At 29.5% G+C, this 13,838-nt stretch carries 14 protein-coding genes; 4 read left to right on the top strand and 10 right to left on the bottom strand.

The genetic code is table 11. The features are described 5' to 3' along the window. Positions 1 to 153: 153 nt before the first annotated feature. Both OW730_RS16525 and OW730_RS16530 read right to left on the bottom strand, forming a co-directional pair. A complete protein-coding gene (locus OW730_RS16525; RefSeq protein ID WP_271225155.1) occupies positions 154 to 954 on the bottom strand; it encodes a M55 family metallopeptidase in 801 nt (266 codons plus the stop codon). A gap of 91 nt (positions 955 to 1,045) precedes the next feature. After that, positions 1,046 to 2,206 carry a hypothetical protein gene (locus OW730_RS16530; RefSeq protein ID WP_271225156.1) on the bottom strand — a complete coding sequence of 387 codons (1,161 nt, stop codon included), beginning with the start codon at positions 2,204 to 2,206 and terminating at the stop codon, positions 1,046 to 1,048. Between the two features lie 232 nt (positions 2,207 to 2,438). On the opposite strand from OW730_RS16530, the gene OW730_RS16535 reads away from it, so the two are divergent. Further along, positions 2,439 to 2,879, top strand: a complete 441-nt coding sequence (locus tag OW730_RS16535) for a GNAT family N-acetyltransferase (RefSeq protein ID WP_271225157.1) — start codon at positions 2,439 to 2,441, stop codon at positions 2,877 to 2,879. A 99-nt stretch (positions 2,880 to 2,978) separates the two neighbouring features. Here OW730_RS16535 and OW730_RS16540 read toward each other — a convergent pair whose 3' ends face one another. The 4 genes from OW730_RS16540 to OW730_RS16555 all read right to left on the bottom strand — a co-directional run bounded on the left by OW730_RS16540 (position 2,979) and on the right by OW730_RS16555 (position 7,297). Beyond that, entirely contained in the window at positions 2,979 to 4,235 is a 1,257-nt protein-coding gene (locus tag OW730_RS16540) for an MFS transporter (RefSeq protein WP_271225158.1), read from the bottom strand. Between the two features lie 93 nt (positions 4,236 to 4,328). Further along, entirely contained in the window at positions 4,329 to 4,463 is a 135-nt protein-coding gene (locus OW730_RS16545; protein ID WP_271225159.1) for a hypothetical protein, read from the bottom strand. A gap of 149 nt (positions 4,464 to 4,612) precedes the next feature. Next, the gene (locus OW730_RS16550) at positions 4,613 to 5,968 is read right to left on the bottom strand and encodes a radical SAM/SPASM domain-containing protein (protein ID WP_271225160.1); all 1,356 of its coding nucleotides are present in this window, start codon (positions 5,966 to 5,968) and stop codon (positions 4,613 to 4,615) included. Between the two features lie 12 nt (positions 5,969 to 5,980). Beyond that, positions 5,981 to 7,297, bottom strand: a complete 1,317-nt coding sequence (locus OW730_RS16555; protein WP_271225161.1) for a radical SAM/SPASM domain-containing protein — start codon at positions 7,295 to 7,297, stop codon at positions 5,981 to 5,983. A 381-nt stretch (positions 7,298 to 7,678) separates the two neighbouring features. On the opposite strand from OW730_RS16555, the gene OW730_RS16560 reads away from it, so the two are divergent. After that, positions 7,679 to 8,320: a DUF4362 domain-containing protein gene (locus tag OW730_RS16560; protein WP_271225162.1), complete on the top strand. Its 642-nt coding sequence runs from the start codon at positions 7,679 to 7,681 to the stop codon at positions 8,318 to 8,320. 196 nt (positions 8,321 to 8,516) lie between these two features. Here OW730_RS16560 and OW730_RS16565 read toward each other — a convergent pair whose 3' ends face one another. The 4 genes from OW730_RS16565 to OW730_RS16580 form a co-directional block, all read right to left on the bottom strand. Next, a complete protein-coding gene (locus OW730_RS16565) occupies positions 8,517 to 8,675 on the bottom strand; it encodes a hypothetical protein (protein ID WP_271225163.1) in 159 nt (52 codons plus the stop codon). Positions 8,676 to 8,715: 40 nt separating this feature from the next. Next, the gene (locus OW730_RS16570; RefSeq protein ID WP_271225164.1) at positions 8,716 to 9,651 is read right to left on the bottom strand and encodes a sensor histidine kinase; all 936 of its coding nucleotides are present in this window, start codon (positions 9,649 to 9,651) and stop codon (positions 8,716 to 8,718) included. 167 nt (positions 9,652 to 9,818) lie between these two features. Then, positions 9,819 to 10,955 carry an N-acetylglucosamine-6-phosphate deacetylase gene (nagA, locus tag OW730_RS16575; protein ID WP_271225165.1) on the bottom strand — a complete coding sequence of 379 codons (1,137 nt, stop codon included), beginning with the start codon at positions 10,953 to 10,955 and terminating at the stop codon, positions 9,819 to 9,821. Between the two features lie 242 nt (positions 10,956 to 11,197). Continuing rightward, complete coding sequence (locus tag OW730_RS16580; protein WP_271225166.1) at positions 11,198 to 12,328, bottom strand: D-alanyl-D-alanine carboxypeptidase family protein; 1,131 nt, start codon at positions 12,326 to 12,328, stop codon at positions 11,198 to 11,200. 184 nt (positions 12,329 to 12,512) lie between these two features. On the opposite strand from OW730_RS16580, the gene OW730_RS16585 reads away from it, so the two are divergent. Together OW730_RS16585 and ytfJ are read left to right on the top strand one after the other, a co-directional pair. After that, on the top strand, positions 12,513 to 13,109 hold the full coding sequence (locus OW730_RS16585; protein ID WP_271225167.1) for a DUF2953 domain-containing protein: 597 nt from the start codon (positions 12,513 to 12,515) through the stop codon (positions 13,107 to 13,109). Beyond that, positions 13,093 to 13,623 (top strand): GerW family sporulation protein, encoded by a 531-nt coding sequence (gene ytfJ, locus OW730_RS16590; RefSeq protein WP_271225168.1) that lies wholly within the window; start codon positions 13,093 to 13,095, stop codon positions 13,621 to 13,623. Before OW730_RS16585 ends, ytfJ begins: the two co-directional genes overlap by 17 nt. The last annotated feature ends 215 nt before the right edge of the window (positions 13,624 to 13,838 follow it).

Raw genomic sequence — 13,838 nt, forward strand, 5'->3', positions numbered from 1 at the left:
ATAGCTTGTATTTTGTGACATAGAAAAGAAAATAATTGTTACCTTTCTGTAATTATTAACTATTATTTAACAAAGAAAAGTGATCAGTTTATTCCATCTGACCACTTTTTACTTTATTTATTTAATTATATTATCATTTTTTAAAGCTTAGAATTATTTCATAAATAAAACAGCTCTTATGATTTCATAATAATCTTTTGAAGTGAATCTTACTGTACACTCATCTACAAGCTCTGCTCCAGGATAAAAAGAATATGTATAAGCATCGTAGTGATGAACATACTGTATTTCCAGTACAAATTCCTCTGGAAGTTCTATATTACATTTACTTATATCTTTGTTTAATGCTTTTGTAACTTCCTCCTCAATTTTTTTCACGGAAACATCTGGATGAATACTAACTGTAGAGTTTCCTACTCCCTCCATTACAGCCACTGTTTCAATATTCTTATTTATACCTTTTGCGTCCTCTGTAATCTTCTTATCGCCACTTATAAAAACAGATGGAACTCCATGATATTGACAAGCATAAGAATACAACGTGAATTCTGAAACTCTCTCCCCATTTATCCTCATCTCATATATAACTGATCCCCTCATTGTATGTGATAATGGATTTCCACCGCTTCCAGCTGCAGAATGATATCCTATGAACATTGCAGCATCAAATGATTCATTAATTCCTTGAACCATAGAATATGGATCTCTTGACCACCCTCTAACAATCTTTATGTTTTCAGGTAATTTACTAGAATCTATATTTCTACCACTGCCGTGAGCATCTTTAATCCATATTTCCTTTGCACCTGCTTTAATAGCCCCTTCACAAGCAGCTTTAACTTCGCTTGTCATCTGTTCAACAAATGAAACGCCCTCTTGATTTGTTTTACTTGTCTCATTCCAATGAGTTACACCAGTTATACCTTCAATATCAGCACTAATGAATACCTTCATATCATCCCCTCCTCTCCTATATAATACCATAAACATTGCTAAATTTTACAATAATTTATACGTTTCATATTAATCGTTCAGTAAGTACTCATTACTTCTTTGTGAACTCATTTAAAAATTGAATGTTTTGACTTTCACTAATTATCTTTATAATATCTACATTATTAAAATTCGCTGAAGTATTATCAAATGCATCTTGTACCTTTTCCACTCTAGAAATACACTCATTTACTCCATTAGTAATAGTAATCACTATTCCTAAAGAACAAACAATTACAGCAGTTACTCTTGCTATTTTAACGAAAATATTTTTTTCACTCTTTTTTACTGACTCTTTTTTATTATTTTTCTTTCTACCAAAGATCAAACTTATTATAAATATAAGAATACCAAATACTATAAACGCTGCTCCTATGTAGAAAACTTTATTAAATACTCCACTTATGAATTCCATAATAAATTCTTTAAATAGAATTATTTCCTCATTTATCTCACTTACCACAGCACTCAAAAGCTTGTCCTTTCCAACAAAAATCAATAATACACCTAATATACCTGATATTATAGTTGATACAGATGTCCATAAAAAGAAGCCTTTGATTTTCCCTGATGTAATCAAAATAATTGATAGTAATAATACTACAACCACAATATTTATATATAGAAAACTCTCCTTATACCATGTAATTAAATTTCGTACTTCTTTAACAGGATTATCATTCTCTAAAAATATTTTATCCATTATTACATTCAAGTCTAAGTTTATATTGATTTGATCTATCTTTAATTTTTCTTTCACTGTTTCTACAGCAATCATTGGTTCTGAAGCAATACTTGGAATAATTTCTTTCACGGGACTAATATCTAATATAGGAAGTTCTTCTTCGTCATTAACTATAAATCCATGTGCACCTGTTATTAGATGACTTATCTCTTTCCCAATCCAATTCATATCTATATTATTTCTTATTAAATCCTTTAAGCTTTGAACTAATTTTTCTCCATTTGCTATCTCCTGAGGAGATAAATCTTTCTTATCCTCTTCTATAAAATCCTCATAAGTTAAAGAATCAATCTTTGCAACTAAAAATTCACTGATTTTTCCTTCGAGTTTAGTATTATAAGCATTATCCTCTAAATACTTTTGTGATGTTAAGGTTTCTCTGATACCAACATTTACTTGCAAAATAAATAAGCTAGCAATTAAAAAAAATGAAACCATCACTAAAAACAGATTTTTAAGTATTCTCATTCTCTTTCCCTCTCTTTTATAAATTCTCTTTTGTTAAAAAACTATAATAAATTATCGTTTGTAATCACTAAAACTTTGATTGGAAAATTATTTGAATGTAAAACAATAATCAATTCTATTAAATTTTACAAGTGCGTTTATAGAAAAACAGTGTATAATGTTAAGTATGGGTATATGTGGAAATCACATTGTATTTCTCAATAAATGAACAGAAATTAAAGGAGGACTATTTATGAGTAATATTATTAGTATAAAAAATGAACATATATCAAAATGCTCTGAACTTTATATGCGAGTATTTAATGCTGAACCTTGGAATGATAAATGGACTTTAGACACTGCTTATAAAAGACTGAATGATATTTATATTGCTCCAAATTTTGAAGGTACTTTATATATGGAAGATGGAGAAATAAAAGGGGCGATTTTCGGTAATTATGAACAGTTTTTTGATGGAATTCATTACAATTTACGAGAGATGTTTATTGATAATGAGTTACAAGGAAAAGGAATAGGAAGTAAATTGTTAAATCAATTAGAAGAACATTTAAGAACCATTGGTGTAACTACAATTATTTTATTTACTTCAAAAGGAAACAAAACAAGCAAGTTCTATCTTAAAAACAATTTTTCAGAATGGGATAGCATGGCAATGATGGGTAAAGATATATAGATATTATTTTTAAATTATGCATTAAAAAAGAATATCACAAAAGCTGTAAGATTTCTCTTTACAGCCTTTTGTGATTCTCAAAGTGATTTTATCTTATTATCATGCTCCCACAGCATTTGCTTCTTCTGAAATAGTATAGTTCATTACATATGAATCAAAACAATATATCAAACTTATAATGATAAAAACCACACCACCAAATGTGAAGATCATACCAGCTGGAAATCTCTCAACTAATATACCTGACACCCCATTTGACAATGGAACAACAGAAGTGATAACCATACCAATAGTTGCAACGACTCTTCCTCTATATTTATCATCTGATATAATACTAATAAATGACCATAAAGTTATTGCAATGCATGTCCTAAAAAATGCTGATATTGCTGATAGTACACAAGCAAGGTAGTAATTCTTTGATAATCCAAATAGTATCAATGCCCCTCCCATTATGAACATAAATAATATTATAGTTTTACCTGGTTTTTTAACCTCATACTTTGTTAGAAAGATAGTACTTAATAATCCAGCACCAGCAAAAATTGTTTTAAGATATGCATAATATGTTTTATCCAAATTAAAATTTTCTTTCATCATAAAAGGCAGTGGAACATCAAAAAGACCAAGAACTAAATTCATTAATAATATTATAATAACTAACTTTACTAAAAATTTATTAGATTTAATATACCTAAAACCATCCACTGTGTTATGTACTACTTCTTTTATCCCTCTTTTCGCCGTACTTTTTTCTTGAATATCACTCATATCAGTAACGCTAACCATCTTTCCTGCAAATAGATAACTTAAACTATCTACAGTAAGAGGAACCCAATATCCAGTTAGTGCCACAAGAACCGTGCTTATTGAGGGACCAATCATACTTATCCCTTGAAGTATTCCACCTGAAAAAGACCTTGCTTTAAAATACTCTTGTTTTGTTAGCAACCTTGGTATTGTTGCCGCTGTTGCAGGCCCACAAAAATTAGATAAGCTCTCAACAATAAATAGTACTGCACACAATAAAAAGAAATTCAATTTATTAAAAACAAACAATACTAAGATTATCCCAATTAATACACATCTAATGTAATTTGTCCAAACTATAATCTTCTTTTTATCAAACATATCAGCAAAGGTTCCACCAAATAATGAAAATAAGAAATTTGGAAGTGATAATACCATAAGCATAACCCCAACTGAAGCAGGTGACCCTGTAATATCGATAGCGATCAAGGTGAATATCATATTATCCATACTGCTTCCTAACCAAGATACACTAGAACCTATTAGGAAGTTTCTAAATCTTTTATTCTTCAAAAAGCTTTTATTTTTATAATTAAATATACTCATTCTGCACCTCAATTACATGTAATATGAGTAAATTTCTCACATATTAGTATTTTGTAGGAAAAGCTTCAGGTTTCCCTGAAGCACTTCTCATTATTATGGCCATACTCCAGGTTCATTATGAGGTCCTACTGCTTTGCAAGATACAACAGATTTCTTATTACTTTGTTTTTTCAAAGTTTTCATTATTGACTTTTCTTTTCCTTCAACTTTATCTTTTAATTTACTCATCTTTTTCCCCCCACTTTTTTTAGATATATTTAAAGATATTCCACTTAACCCAATTTTAAACAGCTCTAATTTTAATATATTTCATTGATTCTGTATAATAAGGTGGGTTAAGTGTTTATCTGTAAACCCCTTTTATTAACTTCTACCAATTAAACCTCATAAACATCCTTATAACACTTTTCTGGCTTCTTATCCATCTTTAACATTCCATATTGATGCCACCCTCTTGCAAAGCAGCTCCCTATGCAGAAACCTCTGTATTCACAACTTCCACATTCTTCATTTATATTGTTATCTTCATATTCTCTAAATACTGATAGTTTTTCTGAAGTGAACCAAATATCTATAATGTTTTCTTCTAGTATTGTTCTTGGTGTACACAGCATATCTTCATGAATCAAGTTATTACATGGATAAGTATATCCTTTATAATCCACATAAAATTCCAGCATACCTACACCACATCTTATATCTCTATGATCTTCAAGTTCATCAACAGGCAGATCCTCATTAATCTTTTCATCTTCTTTAAATTTATTATCTTGAACATACTTTTTTATCTTAAGATACTCTTCTTTTGAGAACACAATATTGTTTTTCTTTGCTTGTCCTGAAGGGCATGCCAGATTTATATCAAGAGTATCAACCTTCAATTCCTTAGCTAATTTATATATCTTGGGTATATTATCTACATTAGAACCATATCCTACATCCGAGGTAATAACAGAATTTAGAATTACCTCTAGTCCAAGTTCCTTACACTTCTTTATTCCTTCAACAGCTTCTTTATAAGAATTTATTCCTTTAGGAGGACGTCTAAGCCCAACTTCCTGTGCTTCATCAGGTGAAGATAAACTAACCTGCACTATCGTTACACCAGCTTCCTTATACAATTCAGCATATTCTTTTAATTTATGACCATTTGTAAACAGTAGTATATATGGTGTATATCCAAACTCTTTTATTGTCTTATCTTTAATTCTCTTAATAAACTCCAATGTTCTATCAAGTGTAACTGATGGCTCTCCTCCTGTTATTGCCCAATAGTTAGCTCCAGCTTTAAGCAATGGATCTACAATCCGCTCTTCCATCTGCTCAATAGATAATACATCTTCATCTTGTATCATATTATCAAGATAACACCAAGGACAATTGTAATTACACACTCTGTTGATCTCAATAATAGTCATAGGAGTGGTTATTATTCCTTTCCCATAAGAATCAAGGTTATCATATATCCTCCTTGGATCAAATTGAGTAAATATTGAAATTCCATTTTCTTTTATGAAGTCAATCATCTCAAGCCAAAGTTCCTTATGAAATTCCAACAGCATGCCTTCACTTATATTTAACTTTTTTAAGTCTTTTACATTTTGTTTTTTCATCTCTTCTAATACTCTTAAGAAAATCTTAATACTGCTTTCCTCTGCTTCCCATATTCCCCCGTAATAAGGATCAACAATGTGATACAGGTCATTATTTACCTTATAAATAGCTATACTCATTGATATCCCCCCTTATATTGTCTTAAAGCACTTTTCAGGCATCTCAAGAAGATCAAATTTCCCGTATCTTTGCCAGCAGCGTGCAATACAATTCCCAACACACATTCCTCTATATTCGCATGCTCCACATTCTTCACCAATATTTGTGTTTAGATAATCTCTAAATCTGTTTAGCATTTTTGAATCAAACCATATTTCAGGACCTGTAAATTCTTTAATTGTACCAGGGTCACATCTCAATTGGTCGTCTATAAGATTATTGCATGGAAATACTACTCCTTTATAATCTATATAAAAATCTATATACCCTAGTCCACATCTCATAGGTCTATCATTTTCAAGATCAAAATGAGGAAGATATATTCCTAATGTGGAATCCTCCTTTAACAGTTCTCTACCTTCTTTCGTGTTATTTCTTATCTTTGTATAGTTTTCAATATCTAAGCATATTCCATTTTCCTTAGCCATACCAGCCATTACAACTGGAGTAATTCTAAGCATGTCCACTTTTATCTTATCTGATAAAATTATCATATCTTTTATACCATCTATATTTTTTTCAGGAGATACCACCATGTTGATCGAAGTGTAATATCCAAGTTCATTTCCTTTCTTTACCCCTTCTATAACATGTTCAAAGGAATTGATTCCCCCTCTAGGATTTCTTAGTTTTATTTCCTCCTCCTCATATGGAGATGAAAGTTGAAATTGTACTTTACTAACACCAGCTTTATAATACGCTTCTGCATACTCCGCAAACTTATAACCATTAGTCAGTATACTAATATCAGCCTCTTCACAGTGCATTTCCTTAGTATACTCATTTATCATCTTAACAATTTCAAGTGTCCTCTCAAATGTCACAGAAGGCTCTCCCCCAGTTAAAGTCCAACATTTAGCCCCTTTTTTTACAAAAGGAATTATGATCTGTTCTTCAATTTCTTTTATAGTTAATGTTTCTTCTTGTTCTTCCATTGAAGGAATGTAACACCAAGGACATCTATAATTACACTTTCTATTTACTTCAAGAATCACTTCAGGAGGAACTATTATTCCATTTTCTGCTTTATCAATATTTTCTAATATCACTCTCGGAAAATATGTTGTTTCCATGGGTATTTTTTCTTTTATTGTAAAATCTATTATTTCTTCAGATATAATATTTGAATACCTCTCCTTCAAACGCTCAATTGATACTTTTTCATTCTTATATATTTCAATAAACTTTAAAAACTCTTTAACCCCAGCCTTATCAAATTCCCATAGTCCGCCATAGTACGGGTCCATAACATGAAAAACATCATCTTTCTTTAATAAGATTGCTGTCATATTCCCCCTCCTCGTAATATTACTTCTTTACATTTAGTATTTTTTGTAACTATTTACATATAAAAGTATAAAATTATATCTTTTTACTGTCAATATTTCTTAAACTATTTTCTTTTTACATTATTTTTAAATCTACTACTTTTAAAGGTATCTTTTATCGACACATCACCCTAAAACATTGTATTTATCAGCTATTTAATACATGTTGCTTTTAGTCTAATATTGTAAAATATTCTCCTTAAATTCTATTGTATATTCATATATTTTTATTAAGTCATTTTTATTTTTTAACTCAAAAACTTAAATTCCATAAATTACTATACAAAAAACCTCAACTAAATATCAATTTACTACGTATATACTATAGAAAGAGGTGATGAAGTGAAAAGAATACTTGTTACGTTTATGCTTATTGCCACTCTCTTCTCTGCAACCTCATGTATTTCTAAAGAAATTACTGTTTCAGGATATGAAGTTAAATCAAGTAATCAGGAACAAGGAATTATGAAAAATATACTTACAACTGATGTAAGCATGGCATTCCCAGATTACACTATGAATGGCCATGTTGATAAATCACTAGAGGAAGATTTAAGTACTTACAAGAATAATTTATTACCACTTAATGTTCTTCCCTTAGACTACACTTATGAATTAGCTAAAGGCTCTGGAAATGTTGTAATTCACCCAAGTGAATTGATTTATAACCTTGACGAAGTCAATAACTTCATGACTCATACTCAAATGGGGATAAAAGACTATATTAGAATAGCCTTTTTTAATGATAAGGGGATTCCTGTATTGATGGATCTTGAGTATGATGGTTTTATAATAATACTTAAAGTTGATAAATCAAGAATGGGTAATGAAACAGATGGGGTAGAAAAAATAATCTATGACAAGATAACCCTTGAAGTTGAATCTAATCCTGAGAATGATGGCAATTTAATCAGCTATGTTCTATCTTCAAATGATAATGAAGATAAACATGTATTATTTCAATTCCCTGAAATTAATCCTTAAGTTATTAGGATGGTGTTAATCTCACTATCTTATATATATTTATTCCTTCATGTGGATTAGAGGTTAGGACATCAGTGTTCTAAACCCTCATTTAAGAGTACTATAAATTTCATCGTTCTCCTCTAATTCACATAAAAGCACCCTTACGGGTGCTTTTATAATTTTAGTTCATTTTTCATTTTAAGTAATAGTTATATCACTCCATATTATTTTTCTGATTTTCAGATGTTAGCCCTTTTCTTTTTCTCTGTCTTTCTTTAAAAGGATTTGCTGAACTTCCAAGGACATGGTCCATCATCATAGCATTATTACTTAAATTATTTTCCAAAGTTCCTGATTCTTTCTTATTCTTCATATTGTCTCCTTCCTAATTACACATTTATTTACTGCTGTAATTAGATATCATTATCTTCTATTAAATCATCATTAATATTATTTCCTTCTATAGAATTATCATTCTCACAATCATTAATTACATCTTCTGCATGTTTTTTCATTTCTAAATTTTTTTTAAATTGCAATATTACCTCTGTTCCTTCACCTTCAACACTATTGATAAAAATATCTCCTCCATGTGCTTTCATAATTTTCTTAGCATATGGCAATCCTAATCCAAGATCATAACATTCTTCACACAAGTGTTTATCTTCAAATATATTAGGCAGTTCTTTTTCATTTATTCCAACACCATTGTCTTTTATATAAATCTCAATTTTCTCAGAAGAACTTTCCTTAATCCCAATATTTATAATTCCATCCTTAAGAGAATATTTCACAGCATTATGATAAATATTCATTAGAACCTGTTTAATTGTATCTGAATCTACCTTTATGTATAATGGATTTTCACATAGTTCAAATTGAACCTTTATATTCTTTTCACTACTTCTCTTTTTAAACATATCACCAATTTCATATAAGATTTTATTAAGGTCAACAGTATTTAAAACAAGGTTTTTATTTTCACATTTACCATCTTTATTTATTTCATTTGAAAGTTCAGTTAAACTCTCTTTAATATCCTCAAAGTCGCTCTCTTCAATTATCTCTTCCTCAATACTCTTCTCTTCAATATCCAGCTCACTTCTTGCAATATTGTGAGATATTTTCTTTAATTCATCGATGGATAACAATATTTTTCTATTCAGTATTACACCTGCTAAAGCTCCTGTTATAACAGCAATACAGCCAAATAAAAAAAGATATATAACAATAGCATCATTTCTGTTATTAACAAGTTTTATGCTAATTACTCCTAATGTAAACATAATAGCTACACCTATTAGAACTGTTAATACGCTATTTATTAGAATTTTATATTTTATACTCATATAAGTTATCACCTCTAATTTTATCCACATTTATATTATTACTAAAAATCAGAAAAAAATGCCTTAATATGAAAAAAACTCAAGTAATTCAACTTACTTTTTTTTATAATCCTTAATTACTTACTTATACATACCAAGTGGTGTAGCCCTTTATAATTTTCATTTAATCACCTCTTGTATACACTTTTTCCTTGGATTATTGTATGATTCACCTGAAACTCTTCATTAAATAAAATTATATCTGCAAGTTTTCCTTTTTTAATACTTCCTAATTCATTCTCCAAACCAAGAACATTAGCACAATTCAAACTCGCCATCTTTATAATATCTTTAAGCTCATAGCTGGTATTATCCTTAATATTTTTAACAGCATCTTTTAATTTCAATACACTTCCAGCAAGAGTACCATCTTCTAATCTTGCACTGCTCTCATCTACAAATACCTTCTGTCCTCCTAGTTCATATTCGCCACATTCCATACATCCTGCTCTCATGGAATCTGATATTAATATCACTTTGTTCATTCCATTAATTTTGATAAATCCTTCAAAAAATCCTTTATGGACATGAATCATATCAGCTATAAGCTCACAATAGATATCTTTTGAAAATACCGCTCCCACAACACCAGGTTCTCTATGATGAAGTCCTCTCATTCCATTGAATGTATGGGTAGCATATGAAATACCATCTTCTATTCCTTGAATAGTTTCATCAAATGTAGCATTTGAATGGCCTACTGATAATACTATTCCTTTCTTTTTCATTGCTTTGATAAACCTATTCTCCACATCCTCTTCAGGAGCTATTGTTATTATCTTAATAATATCTGTAAGCCCTTCTAATAAGGACTCATCAGGCTTAATTATATACTCCTCACATTGTGCACCTTTATATTTTTTACTTATAAAAGGTCCTTCGACGTGGCAACCCAATATTTTTGCCCCTTGTACTTTATTTTTATTTTCTCTTATATTATTTATTGAGGTAATAATCTTTTCCTTAGCCATGGTCATTGTTGTTGGTAAAAATGAGGTTACCCCCTCTTTTGCAATAACCTTTGAAATAGTGTTGAGAGCTTCAAATGTACCATCCATAGTATCAAACCCTCCAGCACCATGTATATGAAGATCCATAAGCCCAGGTGATACATAATTCCCTTTAGCATCAATAATCTCCTTAACATGGTACTTTCTTAAATCCGCTTGTGGTATGATATCCTCTATTCTGTCACTGAATAATAATATATAATCTTCTAAGATTTTCTCTTCAGTAATGATTCTCCCATTTGTAATAGCTCTCATTATACTCTCTCCTTAATCTATTCTACAAGAACTTTGATATTGCGTTGTATAACTGCTCTACCTGAGTTCCTATTATAATCTGCACTGTTGTTTTATTTAACTTAATTATACCCTGTGCTCCCATTTTTTTCATAGCACTTTCATCAAATTTTTCAACATCTTATACAGTTAATCTTATGTATAATAATAAAAGCATAAAAACAATAAAAAAGACGAGGGAAAACTACTCTCGTCTGTTATAATTACTTTTCATTTTTAGTAAATTTATTTTTTATGAATATCCTTAATTTACTATGCTTCGAAATATTATTTTGTAATACTAATGGTTGTTCATATAACTTATTATTATCATAACTTATTTCAATACTACCTACATTAATCCCTTTATGTAGAGGGGCCTTTAAACCCTTTTCAGGGATTTTTATATTTATATCTGGTGATATTCCTTTTTTAACTGGAATGATTATATCATTACCACAAATCAACTTGCTTTTATCACAACTGTTGTCCGCTTTCACCTCCCCTAGTATATCTCCTTTACTATAAAGTTTTTTAACTTCATAGTTGGCTTTAACATATTCTGCAATCTTAATCGTTTCATTCCAACGATTAGGACAATTTAATGTAACAATAACTATATCTCTGTCCATGTATCTAAATGAACTTACAAGGCATTTTCCAGCATTACCTGTATACCCTGTTTTAACACCAGTTGCATTAGGTAATCGATGCAAAATTTTATTAATATTCACGTATGATCTATTAAAATCTTTTTCAGATGCAGCTATTGATTTACATCCTACAATTTTTCTAAATGTTTCATTTTTCAAGGCAATTGATGTTGCTTTTGCTAGATCATAAGATGTTGAATAATGATTTTCCTTGTCAAGACCATGGGGTGATCTAAAGTTAGAGCTAAGAAGTCCAAGTTTAAAAGCGTAGTCATTCATTATTTTGCTGAAGTTCTCAACATTCCCGCCAATGTGCTCTGCTAAAGCTACTGCCGCATCATTCCCAGATTTAAGCATTAAACCATATAGTAACTCTTCTACTTTAATTTTTTCTCCAGATTTCAGATGTACTTTTGAACCATATGTGGTTGCAGCTTTTGAAGAAACTGTAACTATTTCATCTAATTTACAAAGTTCAATAGCAATTAAACAGGTAAGTATTTTTGTTGTACTAGCCATTGCAAGTATCTTTTTACTATTTTTTTCACAGAGAATCATACCACTCTCTGCATCCATAGCTATAAAACTAACGGCATTTACTCTAAGTTTTCTATTATTTGTTATGGTATCCATTGCTTGAGCATTAGTTGTAATTAACATAAAAAACAGTAGAAATCCTGTAACCCTTTTCTTTTGTAACAAATTATCTCCTCACTCTCAAAAATGTGAATAAAGTTATAATTTATGGTAAGAATAATCTAGAAAAATACGTTTATGTTTTGTAGTTGTACTATTAATTTATACTGTTCTAAAAATCATTACCTTATTGATATTTTGATACTAGCATAAATTAAGTTACACTACCAAAGCATATAGGAGAGTTATAATGAATCTTTATATTACTTTTTTTGTTCTTCTTATAATTTTATTTTTTCCTATTCCTTTAAAATTATCATTGAATTATTCTAACTCTATTCTCATTATTTGTATTTATAAATTTGAAATTCTTAATACTGGTAAGGAGAAAGCTAAAACAAAAGAAGATGCTGCAAAAAAAACAAAAAAGAAGAAAAAAAGTATAAAGACAAAAGATAAAAGGGAAACTAAAGAAAGGAAATTTGATATTAAATCTTTGATTTTTTCCTTTTTACGTAGTGATTCTAAATTTATTAGAACATTTATGAAATTTGATTTATCTTTTCAATACGGACTAGAAGATGCATTTAATTGCGCCTTATTATATGGGATAATTTCATCATTTCTAGGCATTCTACCAAATTTAATTAATAATTTTTTTAACTTAAAAAAATATGATTTTAAAGTTAAACCATTATTTAATATTAAAACTATGAATATAAAGATCTACTGCACTATTTACTTCAATTTAATTTATATTATCTATGTAATTCTTTATATACTTATTAATTCTCGTGTTAAAAAGAAGAAAAATGAAGGAGTTGAATGTTATGGATCATCCAATTGATACTTTAATGAAACACACAATGGAAGAACTAAAAAATATGGTAGATGTAAATACAATAGTAGGTACCCCTGTAACCTCCCCTGATGGAACAGTTATAATTCCTATTTCTAAGGTTTCCTTTGCATTTCTATCAGGAGGTAGTGAATTTGGCAATAAAACCAAAAATAAAGTATCTTCTAAAGAAGGAACTCTTGAAACATCAAATTGTTGTGCTGATTTCCCATTCGGTGGAGGAAGCGGAGCAGGTGTCAGCCTAAAACCAGTTGCTTTTCTAGTAGTAAAAGATACAAACGTAAGACTTTTAAATATGGAATCTCAAGGTGGTTATGATAAGATATTAGAATCAATCCCAGATATGTTTAACTTCGTTAAGGATATGTTCAAAAAAGATTCTGAGGATAAAGATACAGCTAATGGCAATATGTCAAAGAAAAGCAAAAAGCGCGATAAAAAAATCCATGATAAAACTATTCATGATGAGAAATTTGCATTTGTGGATACAGACACTAACTAAAAGCATAATGGAAAATGTAGAATGTATAATGTAGGTTGTTTCTGACTAACGTCCGAAACTATATCTTATTAATTCTTAAATCAAACAAGGTTTACTTATTTTATATTTTGATAAAATAAGTAAACCTTAATATTTGATATAAATAAATTAATTAATATAGCTAAATACAATGTTTTATTTAAAATAAAACAAGTAAAACCCTATTGACCAAGGAT

The sequence above is a fragment of the Oceanirhabdus sp. W0125-5 genome, assembly GCF_027938815.1.
In the GTDB taxonomy this organism is placed as follows: domain Bacteria; phylum Bacillota; class Clostridia; order Clostridiales; family Clostridiaceae; genus Oceanirhabdus.

Excerpts from the sequence above, each read along its gene's own strand:
- OW730_RS16565 (WP_271225163.1), bottom strand. The coding sequence starts at position 8,675 with ATGAAGAATAAGAAAGAATCAGGAACTTTGGAAAATAATTTAAGTAAT.
- OW730_RS16545 (WP_271225159.1), bottom strand. The coding sequence starts at position 4,463 with ATGAGTAAATTAAAAGATAAAGTTGAAGGAAAAGAAAAGTCAATAATG.
- nagA (WP_271225165.1), bottom strand. The coding sequence starts at position 10,955 with ATGAGAGCTATTACAAATGGGAGAATCATTACTGAAGAGAAAATCTTA.
- OW730_RS16585 (WP_271225167.1), top strand. The coding sequence starts at position 12,513 with ATGAATCTTTATATTACTTTTTTTGTTCTTCTTATAATTTTATTTTTT.
- OW730_RS16540 (WP_271225158.1), bottom strand. The coding sequence starts at position 4,235 with ATGAGTATATTTAATTATAAAAATAAAAGCTTTTTGAAGAATAAAAGA.
- OW730_RS16535 (WP_271225157.1), top strand. The coding sequence starts at position 2,439 with ATGAGTAATATTATTAGTATAAAAAATGAACATATATCAAAATGCTCT.
- OW730_RS16530 (WP_271225156.1), bottom strand. The coding sequence starts at position 2,206 with ATGAGAATACTTAAAAATCTGTTTTTAGTGATGGTTTCATTTTTTTTA.
- OW730_RS16550 (WP_271225160.1), bottom strand. The coding sequence starts at position 5,968 with ATGAGTATAGCTATTTATAAGGTAAATAATGACCTGTATCACATTGTT.
- ytfJ (WP_271225168.1), top strand. The coding sequence starts at position 13,093 with ATGGATCATCCAATTGATACTTTAATGAAACACACAATGGAAGAACTA.
- OW730_RS16555 (WP_271225161.1), bottom strand. The coding sequence starts at position 7,297 with ATGACAGCAATCTTATTAAAGAAAGATGATGTTTTTCATGTTATGGAC.
- OW730_RS16570 (WP_271225164.1), bottom strand. The coding sequence starts at position 9,651 with ATGAGTATAAAATATAAAATTCTAATAAATAGCGTATTAACAGTTCTA.
- OW730_RS16525 (WP_271225155.1), bottom strand. The coding sequence starts at position 954 with ATGAAGGTATTCATTAGTGCTGATATTGAAGGTATAACTGGTGTAACT.